The sequence below is a fragment of the Micromonospora sp. NPDC005413 genome, assembly GCF_040606435.1.
In the GTDB taxonomy this organism is placed as follows: Bacteria; Actinomycetota; Actinomycetes; order Mycobacteriales; family Micromonosporaceae; genus Micromonospora.
The window spans coordinates 64,187-86,010 of the sequence record NZ_JBEXEV010000001.1 but is presented as its reverse complement, the minus strand read 5'-3'; the positions used below and the strand labels follow the sequence as shown (position 1 = coordinate 86,010).

At 70.7% G+C, this 21,824-nt stretch carries 17 protein-coding genes; 7 read left to right on the top strand and 10 right to left on the bottom strand.

Annotation, left to right across the window (positions count from 1 at the left end):
• Window positions 1–31: 31 nt before the first annotated feature.
• Genes ABZS37_RS00350 through ABZS37_RS00335 form a run of 4 tightly spaced genes read left to right on the top strand, consistent with a single transcriptional unit; the run spans window position 32 to window position 5,523 of the window.
• Window positions 32–1,000: a sugar ABC transporter permease gene (locus ABZS37_RS00350; RefSeq protein WP_355164628.1), complete on the top strand. Its 969-nt coding sequence runs from the start codon at window positions 32–34 to the stop codon at window positions 998–1,000.
• Between the two features lies 1 nt (window position 1,001).
• Window positions 1,002–1,889, top strand: coding sequence for a carbohydrate ABC transporter permease (locus ABZS37_RS00345; protein WP_355164627.1), 888 nt, complete (start codon window positions 1,002–1,004; stop codon window positions 1,887–1,889).
• Window positions 1,886–4,117: an alpha-xylosidase gene (gene yicI, locus ABZS37_RS00340; RefSeq protein WP_355164626.1), complete on the top strand. Its 2,232-nt coding sequence runs from the start codon at window positions 1,886–1,888 to the stop codon at window positions 4,115–4,117. Before ABZS37_RS00345 ends, yicI begins: the two co-directional genes overlap by 4 nt.
• Entirely contained in the window at window positions 4,114–5,523 is a 1,410-nt protein-coding gene (locus ABZS37_RS00335) for a GH1 family beta-glucosidase (RefSeq protein WP_355164625.1), read from the top strand. The genes yicI and ABZS37_RS00335 overlap by 4 nt, the downstream gene beginning before the upstream one ends.
• A 158-nt stretch (window positions 5,524–5,681) precedes the next feature.
• On the opposite strand, the gene ABZS37_RS00330 is transcribed toward ABZS37_RS00335, so the two are convergent.
• Window positions 5,682–6,275, bottom strand: a complete 594-nt coding sequence (locus ABZS37_RS00330) for a nucleotidyltransferase family protein (RefSeq protein ID WP_354992520.1) — start codon at window positions 6,273–6,275, stop codon at window positions 5,682–5,684.
• Window positions 6,276–6,446: 171 nt separating this feature from the next.
• The gene (locus ABZS37_RS00325) at window positions 6,447–8,156 is read right to left on the bottom strand and encodes a bifunctional 3'-5' exonuclease/DNA polymerase (RefSeq protein WP_355165067.1); all 1,710 of its coding nucleotides are present in this window, start codon (window positions 8,154–8,156) and stop codon (window positions 6,447–6,449) included.
• Between the two features lie 119 nt (window positions 8,157–8,275).
• Here ABZS37_RS00325 and ABZS37_RS00320 point away from each other — a divergent pair, with 119 nt between their 5' ends.
• Both ABZS37_RS00320 and ABZS37_RS00315 read left to right on the top strand, forming a co-directional pair.
• Window positions 8,276–10,012, top strand: a complete 1,737-nt coding sequence (locus ABZS37_RS00320) for an ABC transporter ATP-binding protein (RefSeq protein WP_355164624.1) — start codon at window positions 8,276–8,278, stop codon at window positions 10,010–10,012.
• A gap of 50 nt (window positions 10,013–10,062) precedes the next feature.
• Complete coding sequence (locus ABZS37_RS00315) at window positions 10,063–11,766, top strand: ABC transporter ATP-binding protein (protein WP_355165066.1); 1,704 nt, start codon at window positions 10,063–10,065, stop codon at window positions 11,764–11,766.
• A 53-nt stretch (window positions 11,767–11,819) separates the two neighbouring features.
• Here the strand turns inward: ABZS37_RS00315 and ABZS37_RS00310 are convergent, their stop codons facing one another.
• Genes ABZS37_RS00310 through ABZS37_RS00290 form a run of 5 tightly spaced genes read right to left on the bottom strand, consistent with a single transcriptional unit; the run spans window position 11,820 to window position 16,847 of the window.
• Window positions 11,820–12,749, bottom strand: coding sequence for a carbohydrate ABC transporter permease (locus ABZS37_RS00310; RefSeq protein WP_355164623.1), 930 nt, complete (start codon window positions 12,747–12,749; stop codon window positions 11,820–11,822).
• Window positions 12,749–13,657, bottom strand: a complete 909-nt coding sequence (locus tag ABZS37_RS00305) for a sugar ABC transporter permease (protein WP_355164622.1) — start codon at window positions 13,655–13,657, stop codon at window positions 12,749–12,751. Before ABZS37_RS00305 ends, ABZS37_RS00310 begins: the two co-directional genes overlap by 1 nt.
• Window positions 13,658–13,675: 18 nt before the next feature.
• Window positions 13,676–15,112 carry an N-acetylglucosamine/diacetylchitobiose ABC transporter substrate-binding protein gene (gene ngcE / locus ABZS37_RS00300; protein WP_355164621.1) on the bottom strand — a complete coding sequence of 479 codons (1,437 nt, stop codon included), beginning with the start codon at window positions 15,110–15,112 and terminating at the stop codon, window positions 13,676–13,678.
• 26 nt (window positions 15,113–15,138) lie between these two features.
• Window positions 15,139–15,888, bottom strand: coding sequence for an SIS domain-containing protein (locus ABZS37_RS00295; protein WP_354992497.1), 750 nt, complete (start codon window positions 15,886–15,888; stop codon window positions 15,139–15,141).
• Window positions 15,885–16,847, bottom strand: a complete 963-nt coding sequence (locus ABZS37_RS00290) for a MurR/RpiR family transcriptional regulator (protein WP_355164620.1) — start codon at window positions 16,845–16,847, stop codon at window positions 15,885–15,887. Before ABZS37_RS00290 ends, ABZS37_RS00295 begins: the two co-directional genes overlap by 4 nt.
• A 205-nt stretch (window positions 16,848–17,052) precedes the next feature.
• On the opposite strand from ABZS37_RS00290, the gene ABZS37_RS00285 reads away from it, so the two are divergent.
• Entirely contained in the window at window positions 17,053–18,039 is a 987-nt protein-coding gene (locus ABZS37_RS00285) for a BadF/BadG/BcrA/BcrD ATPase family protein (protein ID WP_355164619.1), read from the top strand.
• Between the two features lie 335 nt (window positions 18,040–18,374).
• Here the strand turns inward: ABZS37_RS00285 and ABZS37_RS00280 are convergent, their stop codons facing one another.
• The 3 genes from ABZS37_RS00280 to ngcE (ABZS37_RS00270) form a co-directional block, all read right to left on the bottom strand.
• Window positions 18,375–19,193 carry a carbohydrate ABC transporter permease gene (locus ABZS37_RS00280; RefSeq protein ID WP_354997850.1) on the bottom strand — a complete coding sequence of 273 codons (819 nt, stop codon included), beginning with the start codon at window positions 19,191–19,193 and terminating at the stop codon, window positions 18,375–18,377.
• A gap of 83 nt (window positions 19,194–19,276) precedes the next feature.
• Window positions 19,277–20,185 (bottom strand): sugar ABC transporter permease, encoded by a 909-nt coding sequence (locus ABZS37_RS00275; protein WP_355164618.1) that lies wholly within the window; start codon window positions 20,183–20,185, stop codon window positions 19,277–19,279.
• 63 nt (window positions 20,186–20,248) lie between these two features.
• The gene (gene ngcE / locus ABZS37_RS00270; protein ID WP_355164617.1) at window positions 20,249–21,661 is read right to left on the bottom strand and encodes an N-acetylglucosamine/diacetylchitobiose ABC transporter substrate-binding protein; all 1,413 of its coding nucleotides are present in this window, start codon (window positions 21,659–21,661) and stop codon (window positions 20,249–20,251) included.
• Between the last annotated feature and the right edge of the window lie 163 nt (window positions 21,662–21,824).

Sequence of the window (21,824 nt, the reverse complement as noted above, 5' to 3'; positions counted from 1 at the left end):
CGCCCGCCCGCCCCGCCGGGAAGGATCTTCCATGGCAGTCTCCGAGACCGTCGCCGCCACATCGCCGGCCGCGACCCCCACCCCGCCCGTGCCGAGCCGCCGACGTCGCGGCCGCAACGCGGCGTACTGGCTCTACCTGCTCCCCGGGGCAGTGCTCTTCATCCTGGTCATCGGCGCACCGCTGATCGGCACCCTCTACCTGTCACTGACCAAGTGGTCCGGCATCGGCGACCCCACCTGGGTCGGCCTGGACAACTACCAGCAGCTGCTGCACGACGACGTGTTCTGGGCGTCGTTCCGCAACACCGTCGCGATGCTCGTCGCGATGGTGGTGGTGCCCACCCTGCTCGGGCTGGTGCTCGCCGCGGTGCTCTTCGACGTCATCGGCCGCCGGTTCAAACCTCGCACCGCCGCCGCGCTGAGGGCCGCCTTCTACCTCCCGCAGGTGCTGCCCGTCGTGGTGGCCGGCATCGTCTGGGGCTGGATCCTGCGCCCTGACGGCGCGTTCAACAGCCTGCTCGACGCGATCGGCCTCGGCGCGCTACGCCACGACTGGCTCGGCGACCCGGACACCGCACTGCCGGCCGTGATGGCGGTGATGATCTGGGTGCAGATCGGCTACCCGGTGGTCGTCTTCATGGCGGCGCTGCAGCGGGTCGACCCCGAGTTGTACGAGGCCGCCGAGGTCGACGGCGCGAACTGGCTCCACCGGTTCCGGGCGATCACCCTCCCGCAGATCCGGCCGGAGACCTTCGTGGTGGCCCTGACCTGCACCATCGCCGCGCTGAAGGTGTTCGGGCCGATCTTCGCCCTGACCCGGGGCGGCCCGGAGAACGCCACCAACGTGCCGTCCTACTTCGCTTATTACACGTTCTTCAAGAAGCTCCAGGTCGGCTACGGCTCCGCGATCTCCACGGTGCTGACGCTGATCATCATCGTGGTGGCCGTGGTCTTCATCTGGATGCAGGCCCGCAGCGAGCGCCGGGACCGGGGGATCTGACATGGCCGTCACGCTCACACCGACCAGCGCGCCGGTGGCGCCGCGCCGGCCCGTCCGCGATCGGCACCACCGCGGCGTCAGCCGCTGGGTCGTGCTCACCCTGGTCACGCTCGGCGCTCTCGTCATGCTGGTGCCGTTCGCGTTCATGCTGCTCAACGCGTTCAAGTCGCCCGGTGACTACTCGTCGGGCGGCCCGCTGAGCTGGCCGACGGAGTTCTACACCAAGGGTCTGCGGACGTACTGGACCGAGGTGAACTTTCCGCTCAAGCTCTGGAACTCGGCCCTCATCGCCGGCTCCGTGGCGGTGCTCGGCGTCGTCGTGTCACTGCTCAACGCGTACGCCCTGGGCATCGGCCGGGTTCGCGGCCGGCTCTGGATCGTCGGTCTCTTCCTGCTGGCCAACATGCTGCCGCAGGAGGCGCTGATCTACCCGCTGTACTACGTGGCCAAGGAGGTCGGGCTCTACAACACCCGACTCGCGGTGATCATCATCTTCACCGTGATCCAGAGCGCGTTCGGCACCTACCTGCTCGCCTCGGTGATGGGCACGTTCCCGCGCTCGCTGCTGGAGGCCGCCGCGCTCGACGGCGCCGGCAAGTGGACCGTGCTGTGGCGGGTGGTGTTCCCCAACCTGCGGCCCACCCTCGCGGTGCTGCTCATCTTCTTCTTCATCTGGACGTGGAACGAGTTCCTCATCCCGCTGGTCATGCTGATCGACAACCAGACGCAGACCATCCCGGTCGCGCTCGCGTCGTTGCAGGGTGACCGGCTGATGGACGCTCCGACCACCAACGCCGGGGCGCTGATCAGCCTGGTGCCGGCCATCCTCTTCTTCCTCATCTTCCAGCGCACCCTGGCGCGCGGCATCACGGCAGGAGCCGAGAAGTGAAGTTCACCGACGGGTACTGGCAACTGCGCCCCGGTGTCAACGTCCTGCGTCCCGGCACCGTGGAGTCGGTCGAGCCGGACGAGCGCGGCTTCACCGTCTTCGCGCCGACCGGTCAGATCACCGGACGCGGCGACACCCTCAACCGGCCCCTGGTCACCGTCCGGTTCTTCTCCCCCGCCCCCGGCGTCATCGGGGTGACCATCGCCCACCACACCGGCGGGCTGCCCCGCGAGCCCCACTTCGGGCTGAGCACCGACGAGACGCACCCGGTCACCGTCGACGTCACCGGGATCAGCGCCACGCTGACCACCGGTGAGCTGACCGCGCGGGTCGCGCTCATCGACGGGTGGCGGGTCGACTTCCTGCACGGCGATCGGCTGGTGACCGCGTCTACCGCGCGCAGCGTCGGCGTCGTCACCGACGCCGAGGGCCGCCGGCACGTGCACGAGCGGCTCGCCCTCGGCGTCGGAGAAACGGTGTACGGGTTGGGCGAGCGCTTCGGCCCGTTCGTCAAGAACGGCCAGACCGTCGACATCTGGAACGCCGACGGCGGCACCGCCAGCGAGCAGGCGTACAAGAATGTGCCGTTCTACCTCAGCAGTGCCGGCTACGGGGTGTTCGTGGACCACCCGGAGCACGTGTCGTTCGAGGTCGGCTCCGAGGTCGTCACGCAGACCCAGTTCAGCGTCGAGGGGCAGACGCTCACCTACTACGTCATCGACGGGCCCAACCCGAAGGACGTTCTGCGCCGCTACACCGCGCTGACCGGCCGGCCGGCCCGGGTTCCCGCCTGGTCGTACGGGCTGTGGCTGTCCACCTCGTTCACCACCTCGTACGACGAGAAGACGGTGACCGAGTTCGTCGACGGGATGGCCGAGCGGGGGCTGCCGCTGTCGGTGTTCCACTTCGACTGCTTCTGGATGCGCCAGTTCCACTGGGTCGACTTCGTCTGGGACCCGGCGACCTTTCCCGACCCCGAGGGGATGCTGCGTCGGCTGCACGAGCGCGACCTGAAGGTGTGCGTCTGGATCAACCCGTACATCGCGCAGCGCTCGTACCTGTTCGAGGAGGGCCGCGAGGCGGGCTACCTGGTCCGCAACCCCGACGGATCGGTCTGGCAGTGGGACAAGTGGCAGGCCGGCATGGCGCTGGTCGACTTCACCAACCCGGACGCGGTGCGCTGGTTCACCGGCAAGCTCAAGGCGTTGCTGGACATGGGCGTCGACTGCTTCAAGACCGACTTCGGTGAGCGCATCCCGACCGACGTGGTGTGGCACGACGGCTCGGACCCGCAGCGGATGCACAACTACTACTCGTACCTCTACAACAAGGCGGTCTTCGAGCTGCTGGAGGCCGAACGCGGGAAGGGCGAGGCCGTGCTGTTCGCCCGCTCGGCGACGGCGGGCGGGCAGCAGTTCCCGGTGCACTGGGGCGGCGACTGCGAGTCGACGTTCGTCGCCATGGCCGAGTCGCTGCGCGGCGGGCTGTCCCTGGCGGCGTCCGGCTTCGGCTACTGGAGCCACGACATCGGCGGCTTCGAGGGCACCCCCGACCCGGCGGTGTTCAAGCGGTGGACCGCCTTCGGGTTGCTCTCCTCGCACTCCCGGCTGCACGGCTCGGGCTCGTACCGGGTGCCGTGGGCATTCGACGACGAGGCCGTCGACGTGCTGCGGCACTTCACCCAGCTCAAGCTCCGCCTGATGCCGTACCTGGCGGTCGCGGCCGAGGAGGCGCACCGCGACGGGACGCCGATGATGCGGCCGATGATCCTGGAGTTCCCGCACGACCCGACCGCCGCGCACCTGGACCGGCAGTACATGCTCGGCCCGGACGTGCTGGTCGCTCCGGTGCTCAGCGCTGACGGCGACGTCACCTACTACGTGCCCGCGGGCACCTGGACGCACCTGGTCACCGGCGCGCAGGTCACCGGCCCGGCGTGGGTCACCGAGAAGCACGGGTTCGACAGCCTGCCGGTGCTGGCACGGCCGGGCGCGGTCATCCCGTTCGGTGCCCGCGACGACCGACCGGACTACGAATGGGCCGACAACGTACGGCTACGGCTGTACGCACCGGCCGAGGGGCAGCGGACCCGGGTACGGGTACCGTCACCCGGGGACGGGCCGGGCGCCGAGTTCGACGTGCGCTACGAGGGTGGGACGGCCAGTGCCGAACTGGTCGCCGGCACCTCGACGGGCTACATCTGCGAGATCCAGGGGACGGAACGATGACGCAACACCACTTCCCGGAGAGCTTCGTCTGGGGTTCGGCGACGGCGGCGTACCAGATCGAGGGCGCGGTCACCGAAGACGGGCGCGGACCGTCCATCTGGGACACGTACAGCCACACGCCCGGCCGGACGCTGAACGGCGACACCGGTGACGTGGCGGCCGACCACTACCACCGGTGGGCCGACGACCTCGGGCACATCGCCGACCTCGGGCTCGGCGCGTACCGGTTCTCCATCTCCTGGCCGCGGGTGCAGCCGGGCGGCTCGGGCCGGTTCAACCAGGCCGGGATCGACTTCTACTCCCGGCTCGTGGACGGTCTGCTGGACCGGGGCGTCCGCCCGGTGGCAACCATGTACCACTGGGACCTGCCGCAGGAGCTGGAGGACGGCGGCGGCTGGGCGGCGCGGGAGACCGCGCTGCGCTTCCAGGAGTACGCGGCGGGCATCGTCGGTGCGCTGGGCGACCGGGTGCACACCTGGACGACGCTGAACGAGCCGTGGTGCTCGGCGTACCTGGGCTACGCCTCCGGGGTGCACGCGCCGGGTCGAACCGAGCCGGCGGCGGCGCTGGCCGCGGTGCACCACCTCAACCTCGCGCACGGCCTGGCGGGCCGGGTGGTCCGGGAGCTGACCCCGGCCGCCGAGCTGTCGGTGACGCTGAACCTGCACGTCATCCGGGGGGCGTCCGATTCGGACGCGGACCAGGACGCGGTACGGCGGATCGACGCGCTGGCCAACCGGGCGTTCCTCGGCCCGATGCTGGACGGGGCGTACCCGGCCGACCTGCTCGCCGACACCGCAGTTGTCACCGACTGGTCGTTCGTCCGCGACGGTGACGAGAAACTGATCGCGGTGCCGCTGGACGTGCTCGGGGTGAACTACTACTCAAGCACCCTGGTCCAGGCCTGGGACGGGGTGTCGGCCCGCTCCGACGCCGATGGGCACGGCGCCTCCACCTCGACGCCGTGGGTCGCCGCCGACAACGTCGACTTCCTGCCGCAGCCCGGCCCGCACACGGCGATGGGGTGGAACATCGACCCGCCGGCCCTGACCGAACTGCTGCTGCGCCTGCGCCGCGAGTACCCGAGCCAGCCGATGATGATCACCGAGAACGGTGCGGCCTTCGACGACGTGGTGTCGGCCGACGGCCGGATCCACGACGACCGGCGGATCGACTACCTGCGTCGGCACATCGGCGCGATGGCCGACGCCCGCGCGCAGGGTGCGGACGTCCGCGGCTACTTCGTCTGGTCGCTCCTGGACAACTTCGAGTGGGGCTACGGCTACGACCGGCGCTTCGGGATCATCCGGGTCGACTACGACACCCAGGTCCGGACCTGGAAGGACAGCGCCCACTGGTACCAGCGGCTCGCCGCCACCGGCGAACTGGACCAGGCCTCGGAGTAACCGCACCTCGGCCGGCGGGCAGGGGTGGTCGGTTTGCCTTTGCTCTGCTTCAACGGACGCAACACTCGGTGTTCGGATATCGGACGCGCGGTGTTGCGTGGGTTGAAGCAGAGCAAAGGCAGCGAGGGGTGGGCGCCTACCCATGTGACACCAGCTGACTAGACGCCCACCCGCTGCGGCGGGACGGTCAGCCCGTAGAGCGCCATCAACTCCGGGGTGTCGACCCGGCTGCCGTCGGCCACCGCGTCGCAGGCGATGTCGACGATCTGGTCCTTGTGCGCCAGCAGGTAGGGCCGGGCGCCCACGTCGGCGCTGGCCAGGGTTGCGATGCCGGGCCAGTGCCGGCGGCCGAAGAGCATCGGGTAGCCGCGCAACCCGTCGTAGGTGGCGCAGACCAGCACGTCCGGGTACGGCAGCGCGGCCACCCGGCGGACCGCTACGGCGGTCAGGCCCGGCATGTCGACGGGGACGACCACCACCGCCTCGATCCCCTCGTCGTCCATGGCGGCCAGGCCGGCCCGGATCGACGAACCGACCCCGGTGCCCCACGCCTTGTTGATCACTACGGTGGCCTTGCCCAGATCAGCGGTTTCCCGGACCTGATCGGCGGCGGCACCCAGCACGACCACGATCTGCTCGCAGCCCGCCTCGGTCATCGTGTCGATCATCTGGTTGACCAGGGGCTTCTCACCCTGGTGCAGCAGCGCCTCGGGACCACCGATCCGTCGTCCCCCGCCCGCGGCGATGATCATTCCTGCGATCCGGTTCAGCTGCGCCCCCTCCAGCACGGCACCGACCGTGACCGGTCGATCCCTTCCTACGGACACTGCAACGAGGACGGCCGGCCGAGGGTGGCGGTGCGAAAAGGAGAAATAGCGCAACCGTTATATGCCCGGCACCTCCGGGCACGGACACTGCGCCGGTCAGGTCGCGTCGGCGTAGCAGTCGACGATGGACAGGTCCAACGGAAAGCGGACCGGGGTGTCACCGAAGAGCAGTGCGGTGGCGCGGTCGCCAGCGCGGCTGACCGCTGCGGCGACCGCGTCGGCCTGCACGGCGGGGCAGTGCACGACGACCTCGTCGTGCTGAAAGAAGACCAGCTCGGCGTCGGTGCCGGCCAGCTCCGCCCGGAGCGTGGCGAGCAGGGTCGACGCCCACTCGGCGGCGGTCGCCTGGATGACGAAGTTGCGGGTGAAGCGCCCCCGGGACCGCGCGGCACGGGCCCGGGGACTGTGCGGGTCGGCAGCCCCATCCGGGTCGGACGGCGCATCGTCGGGATCACCGAAGCCGGCCGAACCGGGCGGGCACGTCCGCCCCAGCCACGACCGCACCAGCCCACCCGCCTCACCGGTGCGCGCCGCCGCCTCGACGTAACCGAACGCCGTCGGGTAACTGCGCTTCAGCACCGCCAACGCGGGCACCGCAGCCCCGCCGGTCTGCCCGTACATCGCGCCGAGCAGGGCCACCTTGGCCCGGGCCCGGTCGCCGCCGAACGAGTCGCGGGCCAGCGCGGCATAGAGATCGCCGGCACCGCCCGCCGCCGCGAGCCGGGCGTCGCCGGAGACCGCGGCGAGCACCCGAGGCTCCAACTGACCGGCGTCGGCCACCACCAACCGCCAGCCCGGATCGGCCACCACCGCACGCCGGATCACCTTGGGAATCTGCAGAGCGCCACCGCCCCGGGTGGCCCATCGGCCGGAGACGACCCCGCCCGGCACGTACTCCGGCTGGAACCGGCCGTCACGCACCCACTGCTCGCGCCAGGACCAGCCGTGCGCCGTCCAGATCCGGTAGATCTCCTTGTATTCCAACACCAGTGGCACGGCCGGATGGTCCACCCCGCGCAGAACCCAGGCCCGGGTGCTGGGCAGCTCCACCCCGACCCGGGCGAACGCCTTCAACAGCTCTGCCGGGGAGTCGGCGTGCAGGCGGCGCACGCCGAACGCGTCGGCGATCCGGGCGGCCAACTCGGCGAGTCGGCGCGGCGGGCCACCGACCGGGGACGCCTCGCCGAGCAACTCGTTGAGGATCTCGTCGTGCACGTCGGCACGCCAGGGCAGCCCGGCGACGCCCATCTCCACCGCGATCAGCGCGCCGGCCGACTCGGCGGCCACCAGCAACCGGAACCGGCCCGGATGCTCGGTGGCAGCGGTGCGGGCGAGCTGGTCGGCGTACACCTGGGTCAGGGCTTCGATGCCCGGGCCCGGCGGGCCGGGCATCGTGTCGAAGAGCGCGCCCTGGCCGTGCCCGGGCGGCGCGGCGGCGCGCGGCGGTGGGTCGGGCGGCACCGCCGCGCCGCTCAGCCGGGCCCAGGCGGCGGCCAGCGAGCGGGGCTCGCCCCAGCGGCCGGCGTGCCCGAGCAGCAGCGCCTCGGTCAACTCCACGTCGTGGCACCGGTCGACCCGGACGCCGGCACGCAGCAGCGCCGGGTAGACGGATGCGGTGGCCGACCAGACCCAGCGCGGGTGCTCGGCGGCCTCGCGCGCGGCGACCGCGGCGATCAGGTCGGTGACGACCTCGGTCGGGCCGGCTGGCCCGCCGGCGGCGTCCAGTGGGCGCAGCACTCCCCCACCCCGCTCGTCGGACACCACTGCCACCAGCACGAACGTGATTCTGCCTCTCCCCTCCGACAGGAAAGGAGGCGCACCTTACAGCTGGAGGGTCGGTGGGTGTCGGAGCGGACCGATAGCGTGATCGGGTGCCTCCGCAGATCCCGCATTCCGAACCTGGGACTCCGGACACCCGGGGTCCGATGCCATACATGTGGTGGCTGGTCCGCTGCCAACCCTGGCGGGTGCTGCGTGGCAGCCTGCTCGGGACGGTCTGGATGGTCGGGCTGTCGGCACGGCCCTACCTGATCGCCCGCGCCGTCGACGACGGGCTGCGCGCCCGCGACACCCGGGCCCTGGCGCTCTGGGTCGCGGCGATCGTCGTCGCGGGAGTGGCATTGTCAGTCGTGGGCACCATGCGGCACCGCACGATGACGTTCATCCGGGAGGACGCCAAGGCCCGCTCGGCGGAGGTCCTGCTGCGCCACCTGTCCCGGATCGGCGCCGCGCTGCCACGCCGGGTCGCCTCGGGCGAGGTGGCCACCGTCGGCGGCTCCGACATCAACTGGACGGCGGAGGTGCTGACGCTGACCGGGCCCGGTGTCGGCGCGGTCGTCGCGTACGGGGTCATCGCCGTGGTGCTCTGGTCGATCTCCCCGATGCTCGCGCTCTGCGTGCTGGTGGGAGTGCCGTTGGTCGGGCTGGTCGTCGGGCCGCTGCTGCGCCGCCTGGAACGGGCGGAGTCGGTCTACCGCGGGCAGCAGGGCGCGCTCACCGCCCGATCCGGCGACATCGTGGCCGGGCTGCGGGTGCTCGCCGGGGTGGGCGGCCGGGACCTGTTCGCGCGGCGGTACGCGGCCAGGTCCCAGGACCTGCGCGCCGAGGGCTACCGGGTCGGCGCGGTCAACAGTTGGATCGACGCGGCCACCGTCGCCATCCCCGGGTTGTTCCTGGCGGCAGTGGTGTGGCTGACGGCTCGGATGGCGGTGAGCGGTGACGTCACGGTGGGTGAGCTGGTCGCCGTCTACGGCTACGTGGCGACCCTGATCGTGCCGGTCTGGTTTCTGATGGAGGGCAGTTACCAGCTGATCCGAGGTCGGGTTGCCGCCCGACGGATCGCCGACCTGCTCACCGTGAGCCCGGACGATGTCGGCGGCCCGGGCCGTCGGTGGCCGGGCTCCGTGCCCGACGCACGCCGGCCGGGCGCTCTGGCCGCGCCGACCGGCCCCGCCGACCTGCACGACCCGGTGACCGGGTTGACCGTGCGCGCCGGCCGGCTGACCGGGGTGGCGGCAGACGACCCGGCAGCGGCCGTGGCCCTGGCCGACCGGCTCGGCCGGTACGTCGTGAGCGAGACGACCTGGGGCGGTGTGCCGCTGACCGGGGTCGCCCTGGACGAGGTCCGGGCCCGGATCCTGGTGGCCGACCACGACTCGTACCTCTTCGCCGGAACTCTGCGGGACATCCTGCACGGGGCTGACGCCGACGACGACCGGATCGGGGCCGCACTGCGGGTCGCCTCGGCCGAGGACGTCGTCGACGCCCTGCCCGCCAGGCTGGACACCCCGATCGACGCCCGAGGTCGGACGCTCTCCGGAGGTCAGCGCCAACGGGTACGCCTGGCCCGAGCGCTCCACACCGAGCCGGAGGTGCTGATCCTCGTCGACCCGACGTCCGCGGTGGACGCGCACACCGAGGCGCGGATCGCCGAGCGGCTGCGTGCCGCACGGGCCGGGCGGACCACCGTGGTGATCACCACGTCGCCGCTGCTGCTCGGCCGGGCCGACCTGGTCGCACACCTGAGCGCCGGACGGATCACCGCCACCGGCAGCCACGCCGACCTGCTCGACCAGGACGCCGACTACCGGCACCTGGTGGCCCGTGACAGCGAGGATCCCGACCTGGAGCAGCCCGCCGACACCGAGGGGGCGTACCGGTGAGCCGGCTGCCGGTGGCCGACCGCGGCCACGTACGCCGGGCCCTGCGAGACATGATCAGCCGGCATCGGCGCGCGGTCGGGATCGTGCTGGCGCTGCACAGCGCCGCCGCGGTCGCCGGGCTCGCCCCGCCGTGGCTGCTGGGCACCATCGTCGACCGGGTCACCGCGGGCGCGGGCGTGGCCACCGTGGACAGGCTGGCGCTGGCCATCGCCGGTTGCGTCCTGGTCAGCGCGTTGCTCTCCCGATACGCCCAGTACGCCGGTCACCGCTTCGGTGAGCGGGCCGTCGCCGAACTGCGCGAGGAGTTCGTCTCCCGGACTCTCCGGCTGCCGGTCTCGGTCGTCGAGCGCGCCGGCTCCGGGGACCTGGCCACCCGCAGCTCGGTCGACGTGGCGACCGTCGGGACCACCGTCCGGGACGTGGTGCCCATCATCGTCATCGCCTCGGTGCAGTTGACGTTGCTGTTCGGGGCGGTCTTCCTGCTGCATCCGCTGCTCGGGCTGGCAGCGCTGGCCGGGCTCCCGTCGATCATCGCGGTGACCCGCTGGTACCTGCGTCGGGCCAGCGCCGCATACCTCACCGAGGGCGCGGTGTCGGCCGAGTTGACCGAGACGCTGACCACCACCGCCGAGGGGGCCCGCACGGTGGAGGCGCTGCGGCTGACCGACGACCGGATTCGGCACGGCACCACCCGCATCGCCCTGGTGTGGCGCGCCCGGCGGGCGACCCTCGCGCTACGTACGGTGTTCTTCTCGGTCGTCGAGGCCAGCTATCCGCTGCCGATCGCCCTGGTCCTGCTCGTCGGCGGCAATCTACTCTCCAGGGACATGGTCTCGCTCGGCTCCGTGATCGCCGCCGCGCTCTACCTGCAACAGGCGATCGACCCGATGGACCGGCTGCTGCAGTGGACGGAGCAGGCCCAGCGTGGCTTCGCGTCGTACGCCCGGGTGCTCGGCGTCGGCCTGGTCCCGCCGGAGCCGCCCGGCACGACGGCAACGTCACGGGGAGAACGGCTCGTGGTGCGTGGGGCGCGGTTCTCCTACACCGGCGGGCAGGACGTGCTGCACGGCATCGATCTGGAGGTGCAGCCCGGTGAACGGCTGGCCGTGGTCGGTCCGTCGGGTGCCGGCAAGTCCACCCTGGCCCGGCTGCTGGCCGGGATCGACGCACCGCGGGACGGCGTCGTCAGCATCGGCGGTTGCCCGGTCACCGATCTCGACCCCGCCGAGCGGCGTCGCCGGATCGCCCTGGTCACCCAGGAGCACCACGTCTTCATCGGCTCGGTACGCGACAACCTGTCCTTCGCCGCGCCCGACGCGTCCGACGAGCAGATGCGCTCCGCGCTGGTCACCGTGGGTGCCGAGTGGTATGCCGAGCTGCCCGACGGCCTGGACACCGCGCTCGGCGACGGGGCCCGGCAACTCGGCGCGGCCGAGGCGCAGCAGCTCGCGCTGGCCCGGCTGGTGCTCGCCGACCCGCACACGCTGATCCTCGACGAGGCGACCGCGGCGCTCGATCCGACCACGGCCCGTCGTACCGAGCGGGCGTTGGCCGCCGTGCTCGTCGGGCGGACCGTCATCGCGATCGCGCACCGGCTCAACACCGCGCACGACGCCGACCGGGTGGCGGTGCTGGCGGACGGTCGGATCACCGAGATCGGCAGCCACGACGACCTGGTGGCGGCCGGCGGGGCGTACGCCGATCTCTGGCACTCGTGGCACACCCACGCCGACGAGCGCCCGCAGCAGAGATGACCGCAGGGGCCCCTCGTCGACCGAGGGGCCCCTGCGGTGCGGGTGTCCTTTGTCTACTTCACCGCACCGGAGGTCAGGCCGGCCTGGATCTGCCGTTGGAAGACCGCGTACACGATGATCATCGGGAGGATGGCGATGGTCAGCGCCGCGAACAGCCCGGACCAGTCCGCCTCGTAACCGGCGTTGACCGAGATGTCGGCGATGCCCTGGGTGAGCACCCACTTGTCCTTGGCGTTGGAGAGCAGCACCAGGGGAAGTTGGTACTGCGCCCACTGACCGATGATGTTGAAGATCGCCACGCTGATCAGGCCCGGCTTGGCCATCGGCATCATGACCTGGAAGAACAGTCGGGTGTGCCCGCAGCCGTCGATCATTCCCGCCTCGGCCACCGACGACGGCAGCGTCTTGAAGAACGCGGCCAGGAAGAACACCGTGAACGGCAAGGAGTACGCGGTGTAGACCAGCACCACGCCGGTGTGGGTGTCCAGCAGACCCAGGTTCTTCACCACGAAGAAGAGCGGCACCAGGGCGAGGAAGACCGGGAACGCCAACCCGGAGACGAAGAGGAAGTAGACCGCCCGGTTGCCCCAGAACTTGTAGCGGGCCAGCACGTACGCGGCCATCGAGCCGAGCAGCATGGTGAGGAACGTGCTGCACGAGACCACGATGACGCTGTTGAGGAAGTATCGGCCGACGTGCGCCTTGGTCCAGGCCCGCCCGAAGTTCTCCCAGCGCAGCTCCGCCGGAAGCGTCCACGGGCTGCTGAAGATCTCGCTGGTGTTCTTGAACGCGGCGAGGAAGGTCCAGAGGATCGGCACGATCACGATCACCGCCCAGACGGCGAGCGCAATGTGCCCCATACCGGCGAAGAGCCGTACCTCCGAGCGCGGGCCCTTTCGCCCCCGCCGGCCGGTCGCGTCCGGGTCGCCGGTCTTCGGCGGTAGGGCCGCCGGTGTCGGCGGCAGCGTCGACTGCGGGTTCATCAGTACTCCACACTTTCCCGCTTGGTGAGCCGCAGCGTCAGCGCCGCGAACGTGAGGGTGAGGAAGAACAGCGCCACGCCCATCGCGGAGGCGTAGCCGTACTTCGAGTAGACGAACGCGTTGCGGTAGATCTCCATGGCCAGCACGGTGGTGGCGCCGTCCGGGCCGCCACCATCGACCGAGAGCACCGCCACGATGGCGAACGCGTCGAACGCCGCGATGCCGAGGTACACCCAGGCCACCTGGAGGGTGTCCCAGAGCAGCGGCAGGGTGACCCGGAAGAACAGCATCACCTTGGTCGCCCCGTCCATCTCCGCGGCCTCGTAGATCTCACCCGGGATGGAGGCCATCCCGGCAGAGAACAGCACCACGTAGAAGCCGACGGCCTGCCAGACGAGCACCCCGATGATCGACCACAGGGCCAGGTTCGGGCGGACCAGGAAAAGAATCGGGTCCATGCCGAGCTTCATCAGCACGCCGTTGATCAGGCCGGACTCGTTCGGCCGGTACACCATCTGGAACAACACCGCGATGATGGCCACCGCGAGGACCTGGGGGAAGAAGAACACCACCCGGTAGAACTTCGCCCCCCAGACCCCCTGGCGCTGCCCCCCGCTGCTCTTGCCGCCCACGTTGAGCAGGAAGGCGAAGAACAACGCGATGGCAATGGTGATCAGCGGCAGGGCAAGCAGCAGTACGCCGTGGTGCTGGACCGCCTTCCAGAAGGCCCCGTCGTCGAGCAGCCTCCGGTAGTTGTCGAAGCCCACCCACTGCGGGGCGGACAGCCCCCGCCAGTTGGTCATCGAGATCTGGAACGCCTGCGCGTACGGCCAGATCACGAAGGTCACGTACAGCGCGACCGGGGCGAACAGGAACCCGATCACGAATGGATACTTGCCGTGCCGCATGACCCTAGCTCCGATCGATCAACGCTTGAACTTGGTAACGGAGCTGTCCTTCTTGATCGCGTCGGCGCGCTTCTGGATCCGCTCCACGAAGGCGTCAGCGTTGATCCGGCCGAACATCAGCTCGTTGGTGGCGGTCCGCGCCTCCGTGTCGAGCTCCTTGTACCAGCCGTCGAAGTACAGGTTGAACACGTCCTGACCGGCCGCCTTGAGCGCGGCCTGCGAGCTGGCCACACCCGGCGGGAAGGCGAAGCCCTCCGAACCGGCGGTGACCACGGTCGGGGCCTTGACCACCTCGGTGAAGCCCTTCGCACCCGCCTTGGACAGCATCTGGCGCATGTACTCCAGGCCGCCCTTGGGGTTCTTGCTCTTCGCCGAGACGAAGTAGCCCTCACCCGCGGTGGCGCGCAGTGCCGTGGCCGGCAACTTGTCCGAGGCGGTCAGGCTCGGCACCGGCATGAGCTGGTAGTCGAAGCCCGCCGGGGTGTCCTGCTTCTGCTCACCCTCCAGCCAGTCACCGCTGGGGTACATGGCCACCTTGTACTGGTTCTGCCGCAGCTGCACGTCGGTGTGCTTGAGCCCTTCGAAGCTCTTGTCGCTGAACTTCGCGCCGACCTCGGCCCACGCCGTGGCAGCCTGCTTGACCGCGTCCTGCTTCCAGGCGCCGTCCTCCAGGTTGTCGATGTTCTTCAGCACGTCCGTGCCGCCGATCTTGGCGGCCTGGGTGAGGATCACGTTCCACTGGTAGTAGGCCGCGTTCGAGCCGGCGTACCCGTAGGGCGTGATGCCCTTGGCCTTGATGGCGGTGAGCAGGGCGATGAAGTCGTCCCAGGTCTTCGCCGGCGCCCAGCCGTTGTCCTTGAACAGCTTGCCGGAGTACCAGATGCCGAAGACGGTGGAGACGTAGTACAGGACGAACGGCTTGCCGTTGAACGAGCCCGCCTCGATGGTGCCGGGCACCACGGTGTCGCGGACCTTCTTGGCCGGGTCGTCGACCGACGGGGCGTCCCACAGCTCGGTGAGGTCCTGGAGCTGACCGTCGGCGACCAGCGCGCCGAAGTCCATCAGCTTCTCGCCCGAGTTGTTCACGAACTCCGGCGGGCTGCCGGCGGCGAAGCGCGGCTGGAGCACCGTCGAGACGGCCTGGGTGGCCTGGTGCTTCACCTCCGCCTTGGGGAACGCCTTCTTGTAGAGCGGCTCGTGCACGTCGGTGGCGTACTTCTCGCCGTAGCCACCGTTGAAGATGATCACCTCGATGGGGGCGTCCTCCTTGACGCCCAACGGGTTGGCCGCGCTCTTGGTGCCGCCGGCAACCTGCTCGTTCTCCTTGTCACCGCTGCTGGTCGCGCAGGCGCTGAGCAGACCGATGGCCGGAGTGGCGAGCATGCCCACGGCGGCGGCGCGACGCAGCACCGTGCGACGGTCTAGTGCGGCAGGGTGCTCAGGGGTAATCGACATCGTCGTCTCTCCTTGTGGAATTCGGGTCAGGCGGTGCGCCGGAGACGCCCGGCGTACCGCGACTCGAGGGCGATGTTGTGCTCGTCCCCACCGGGGACGTTGGCGGAGAGGTAGATAGGGGGCACCTCTCCGGCCTGGTGGAACCGTCGTACGACCTCCGCGGTCAGCAGCTGCGCCAGCAGCGCCGTGGTGAGCGAGGAGACCGCACAGACCGCGCCGCCGCCCTCGAGCGGCAGCAGTGCATCGCCGTACGGCGCGCCGTTGTCCAGCACGACGTCGGCGAGGTCGGCGAGCCGTTGGCCGGACGGGTGCCGTGGGGCGACCCGTGCGGTGTGCTCGACCGAGGTGACCGCGATCAACGGGTGACCGCGCTCGGTGACCAGCGCCGCCAGCTCGACCACCGAGCCGTTGATGCCGGACTGGGACGCCACCACGAACACGTCGCGCGGCTGTGGCGCCGCGAGCGCGTAGATCTGGTGGGCGATGGAGGGGTCGCGTTCCAGCTTGGGGTCGGCGAGCACGTCGCGCGGGGCGTCGCCGTGCACCACCAGGTCCCGCACCGAGAGCCGGTTGGTGGGGACGAGCCCGCCGGCCCGGGCGACCAGCTCGGCGGCGAACGCCTCGGAGTGCCCGGCGCCGAACGCCTGGAGCACACCGCCGGCGCGCAGGCTGTCGGCGATCAGGTCGGCGGCCCGGGTGATCCCGTCGGCCTCGGAGTCGAGCAGCCGGTCGAGCACCGGACGGACCGCGTCCGCGTACCCCTGGGCGCTGATCATGATTGGGCTCCCTTCGCGGCCTTGTGCCCGTCGACGGCCTGCGCGGTACGCCGGAAGGCCGCGTGGGCGCGGTCGTGCGTGCGCTGGGCGACGGCGATGTAGAGCAGGTCGAGCACCACCAGTTGGGGGTGCCGGGCCGAGAGCGCGTCCGGCCGGAAGGTCGTCGCCTGGCTGGCGGTGAGCAGCACGATGTCGGCCAGCTCGGCCAGCGGTGAGCGGGGGAAGCCGGTGAGGGCGATGGTGGTGGCACCCCGGCTGCCCGCCTCCGCGAGCATCTCGATGGTCTCCCGAGTTTGGCCGGTGTGTGAGATGCCGAGCGCCACGTCTCCGGCGCGCAGCAGCGCGGCGCTGGCCAGCCCCTCGTGCACGTCGTTCCAGGCCCACGCGGCCACGCCGATCCGGTGCAGGCTGAACTGCATCTCCTCACCGACCAACGCGCTGCCGCTGGCGCCGAAGATGTTCACCCTGCTGGCGCCGGCGATCGCCACCGCCGCCCGCTCCACCTCGGCGAGATCGAGCAGGGTGGCGGTGTCGTGCATGGCCCGGGTGTCTGCGGCCATGATCTGGCCGAGCACCCGGGCGAGCGGGTCGCTCGGCTGGATCTCCCGGCCGATGTCGATGGTCCAGCCGGCCGAGCGCGCCCGGCCGGTCTCGGAGGCGATGCCCAGCCGCAGGTCGGCGTAGCCCTCGAAGCCCATCGCCCGGCAGAAGCGGGTGATGGTCGCCGGTGAGGTGCCGCTGCGCTCGGCCAGCTCCACTATGGTGGCTCGGGCGGCGGCTTCCGGGTCGCTCAGCACGTGCTCGGCGACCCGGCGCAACGCGCCGGTCAGCTCGCCGAGGCCATTGCGGACCCGGGCCAGCACCCCGTCGGAGGCTGGTCCGAGGCTGCCCCGCCGGTCAATCGCATCGGCGTCGACCACCGCGGTCCCCGCGGCGGTGTCCACCTCGTGATCAACCATGCGACGCCTCACCTTTTCGAAAAGACTGTTTACTGTTAGTGGTAAAATTTCTTACTGAACGACCGTCTATGTCAAGACCGTGGGCGAAGTTTTCAAACTGTTACCTGACGCACAGGCCGCCGCAACCGCCGGCTCTTGCTCCGCGCGACCGTTCCGACCAGCATGAACAGTCCCGATGGCCGAGCAGCGCAAGGAGACCGAGCCGATGTCCGACTCCGTCGTGGTCGGCCTCGACGTCGGCGGTACGTCCACCCGGGCGACCGCCCTGACCCTCAACGGCGACCGCCTCGGCACCGGCCTCGCCGGCGGTGGCAACCCCACCAGTCACGGCGCCGAACGGGCCGCCACCGAGCTGCTGACCGCACTACGCCAGGCGCTCGCCCACGTCGACCCGACCCGGGTGGCCGCCGGCACGATCGGGCTGGCCGGGGCGGCCCGACTGCTCGCCGACCCGACCGGGCGGGCCGCCTTCGACCGGGCCTGGCACGACGCCGGCCTGCGCTGCCCGTACGCGGTGCACGGTGATGCCCTGGTCGCCTACGCCTCCGGCACCGCCGCCCCGGACGGAACGGTGCTCATCGCCGGCACCGGCGCCATCACCGCGCAGGTCCGCGACCTGCGGCTGGACCGCGTCGCCGACGGTCACGGCTGGCTGCTCGGCGACGCCGGATCGGGCTTCTGGCTCGGCCGCGAGTCGGTCCGCCGACTCCTCGCCGACCTGGACGCCGGCCACACCCCCGGCGCGCTGGCCACGGCGGTGCTCACCGAGCTGATGGGCAGCGCCACCATCGCCTCCCGCCCCCGGGACACCGTGGACGCCACGATCCAGGCGGTCACCCGCCGGCCACCTGTCGAACTGGCCAGACTGGCGCCGCTTGTCGTCACCGCCGCCGCCGACGGCGAACCCGTCGCCACCGCGCTGGTCGCCGAGGCCGCCGCACACCTCGCCACCAGCGTCGGCCGGATCCGCCCGGCCGGGGCGGTGACACCGATCGTCCTCGGCGGCGGACTGCTCACCGGGGACACCCCGCTGGCCGCCGCCGTGCGGGCCGAGATCGGCTGGCACTGGCCGCACGCGCCGCTGCGCACCGCCGGTGACGGGGCCGCCGCCGCAGCCTGGCTCGCCGCGCGCGAGCTACCCGAGCTGGCCGACCCGGCCGCCCTGCACGCCCGCCTCTTCCCGGCCCACTGACCCCGCCCGCGCCCGGCTACCGGCCCGGCGCACCGCCCACCCCCGGTCACGCACCGCCCGGCCACGCACCGCCCGGCCGCGCACCGCCCGGCCGCGCACCGCCCGGCGCCCGGCGCCGGACGGACCCGCATGATCGTGCTCGATCCAGGATGTAGTCCCCACCTCGCGGCGGGGAGGCCACTACATCCTGGATCGAGCGCGATCATGAGCGTGCGACGCGGCACGGCGGCCTGGCGCGCGGCGGCGCGGCACGGCGGCCTGGCGCGCGGCGGCGCGGCGCGCGGCGGCGCGGCGCGCGGCGGGGCGCGGGCAGGGCGTCGAACGTGAACCGGTGGCTACTTGAGCTGGCCAGCGGTCAGGCCGGCCTGCACCTGCCGCTGGAAGCCCACGTAGACCGCGAGCACCGGCAGCACCGCGATGCTCAGCCCGGCGAAGAGCCGCGCGTAGTCGCCTGCGTAGCCCTGGCTGACGGAGAGCGCGAACAGCCCCTGCGCCAGCACCCACTTGGACTCGTCGCCCTGCATCAGCACCTGCGGCAACAGGAACTGGTTCCAGTGGCTGAGGAAGTTGAAGATCGCGACACTGATCAATCCCGGACGCGCCATCGGCAGCATCACTCGGAAGAAGAGCCGGAAGTGACCGCAGCCGTCGACCATCGCGGCCTCCGCCACCGAGGTCGGCAGGGTCCGGAAGAACGCGGTCAGGAAGAACACCGTGAACGGCAGCGAGTAGGCCGCATACACCAGGATCAGTCCGGTCCAGGTGCCGAAGAGGCCAGCGTTGCGGACCACGAAGAAGAGCGGCACCAGGGCGAGGAACACCGGGAACATCAGGCCGCCGACGAACAGGTAGTAGACGACCTGGCGGCCGCGGAACTCGTACCGCGCGAAGACGTACGCGGCGGTGGCGCCCATCAGCATCGTGAGGCTGACCGAGCCGGCGACCACCACCAGGCTGTTGAGGAAGTACCGGCCGATGTGCGCGCCCGTCCAGGCCCGCGCCCAGTTGTCCAGGTGCAGCGCCCCGGGCAGCCCCCACGGGTCGGCGAGAATCTCACCGTTGGTCTTGAACGAGCTGATGAACATCCACAGCAGCGGCAGCACGGTGAGCAGGCCCCAGAGCAGCAGGAAGCCGTGCGAGAGGGCGTTGGCCACGCCGAGTTCCCGCCGCACCGGGCGGTCCCGGCCAGCGGTCGACGCTGGTGCGGTGACGGTGCGGGTGGGCTGATCCAGAGTGGTCACGAGTACTCGATCCGTTCGCGCCGGCCGACCCGCAGCGACAGCACCGCCACCGAGAGGGTCAGGAAGAACATCACCACGCCGATCGCCGAGGCGTAGCCGAACTTGGTCTCGCTGCCGAAGGCGGTGTCGTACATCCGTACGCCGATCACGTCGGTGGAGAAGTTCGGCCCACCGTTGGTCATCAGCTGCACGAGGATGAACCCGTCCAGGGCGAAGATGGCCAGGTAGACCCAGGCGACCTGGACGGTGTCCCAGAGCAGCGGGAGGGTGACCCGGCGCAGCGTGGTGAACCGGGACGCGCCGTCGAGCAGCACGGCCTCGTAGATCTCCTTCGGCACGGCGGACATCGCGGCGCCGAACAGCACCACGTAGAAGCCGACGTTGCTCCAGACCATCACCGCCAGCACGCACCAGAAGGCGGTCGCCGGGTCACCGAGCCAGGTCGGCGCGGACAGGCCGATCGACTGCAGAGCGGCGGTGAGCAGCCCCTTGTTCGGGTGGTAGACCTCCTTCCACAGCAGCGCGATGATCACCACGGAGAGCACCTGCGGGAAGAAGTACACCGTGCGGTAGAGCGCGCCGCCGCGTACCCCGGTCACACCGGCGCGGCCCTTGCGCCCACCCATGGCGAGCATGGTGGCGAAGAAGAGCCCGAGCACGATGGTCAGCACCGGCACCAGGCCCAGCAGGACCGCGTTGTTCTTCAGCGCGTTCCACACGTAGTCGTCGTGCCAGAGGGTCTTGAAGTTCGCCAGGCCCACCTGGTTGGCGTCGGCCGAGTAGCCGAGCCAGTCGGTGGTGGAGATCTGGAACGCCTGCAGGTACGGCGAGACGACGAAGACGACGTAGAGCAGCACCGGCGGCACCAGGAAGGTGACGATCAGCGGCCACTTGCCATGTCTCACGATGAGGGACCTTTCCCCGGTGTACGGCCGGTGGGGGTGCCTCCACCCCCACCGGCCGGGCTGTCAGGCCGTTCGCTTGTATTTTTTGACGGAGCTGTCCTGGGCGATCGAGTCGGCGCCCTTCTGGCACTGGTTGAGGAAGTCCGCCGGGCCGATCCGACCGCTGAAGAACTCGCCGCACGCGGCGTCGACGAGGTTGCGCTCCAGCTTGCGGTAGTAGTTGTTGTAGACCCAGTTGAAGCCGTTGGCACCGGACGCGTCGAGCGCCTTGACCACGGTCGTCAGCCCGTACGGCAGCTCGACGCCCTCGGTGGCACCGGCGACCACGGTGAGGCTGGCGACCTTCCGGGTGAAGTCCTGGGCGCCCTTCTTGGAGAGCATGGTCCGGAAGTACTCCAGGCCACCGGCGACGTTGCGGGCCTTGGCCGGCACCATGAACGGCTCCCCGGCGGTGCCCCGGATCGCCTCGAACGGCAGCTTGTCGCCGCTGCCCAGGCTCGGCGTCGGCGCGATGGTCATGTTGAAACCGGCCGGGGTGACGTCCTTCTGCTCGCTCTCCAGCCAGGAGCCGCAGGAGATGAAGGCGGCCTTGCCCTGGCACCAGGCGGTCTGCGACTGCTTGTGGTCCAGGCCGGGCGAGCCCTCCAGGATGTACTTGTCCTTGACGATCTGGTGCCACGCGTCGGCGGCGGCCTTCATCGAGTCGGACTTCCAGGCGTTCGGCTCCAGGTTGTCGATGGCGGTGGCCACCGAGGGGCCGCCGAGCTTGATCGCCGTGGAGATCAGCGGCCAGCTCATGTAGCGCGGGTGCAGGCCGGCGTACGTCCAGGGGGCGATGCCCGCGGCCTTGATCTGCTTGCAGAGCGCGATGTGCTCGTCCCAGTTCTTCGCGTACTCCCAGGAGCGCTCGGTGAAGAGCTTGTTGGAGTGCCAGATGCCGTAGGCGGTGTAGGTGTAGTTCAGCACGAGGAACGTGCCGTCGTACGAGCCGACCTCGACCGCGCCGGGCAGCAGGGTGTCCTTGACCGTCTTGCCGGGGACGTCGAGGCTCGGTGCGGTGAGCAGCTCACCGAGGTCGGCGATGGCGTTCTGGCTGACCAGCCCGTTGAAGTCGATCTGGCCGGCTCCGGAGTTGTTGACCACGTCCGGCGGGGTGCCGTCGACGAAGCGCGGCTGAAGGGTCTTGCTGATCTCCTGCGTGGCGGAGTGCTTGACCTTCGCCTTCGGGTACTTCTCGGTGTACATGGCCTCGTGGGCCTTGGCGTACTCCTCGCCGAACCCACCGCCGAAGATCACCACCTCGAGCGGGGCGTCCTCCTTCACACCGAGCGGGTTCTGCTCGCTCTTGGTGCCCTTGTAGGCCGCATTGTCGCCCTTGTCGCCACCGCCGGTGGCGCAGCCAGCCAGCAGGCCGGCGGCGGGGGTGGCCAGCAGACCGGCGGCGGCACTGCGCCGCAGGATGTCACGCCTGTTCATCAGGTATCTCCTCGGGTCGGGTCGGGCGGGCCGCCGGCTTGGGGGGAGGCGTCCGCCGCGCGAGGCACGTCGATTCTCTTCAGTTCATGCTCTGTTGCTGAAGAATTTCTACGACAGGCCGGCCCGGACTTCAAGTCCTGACGGTCGAACCGTTATCACCACC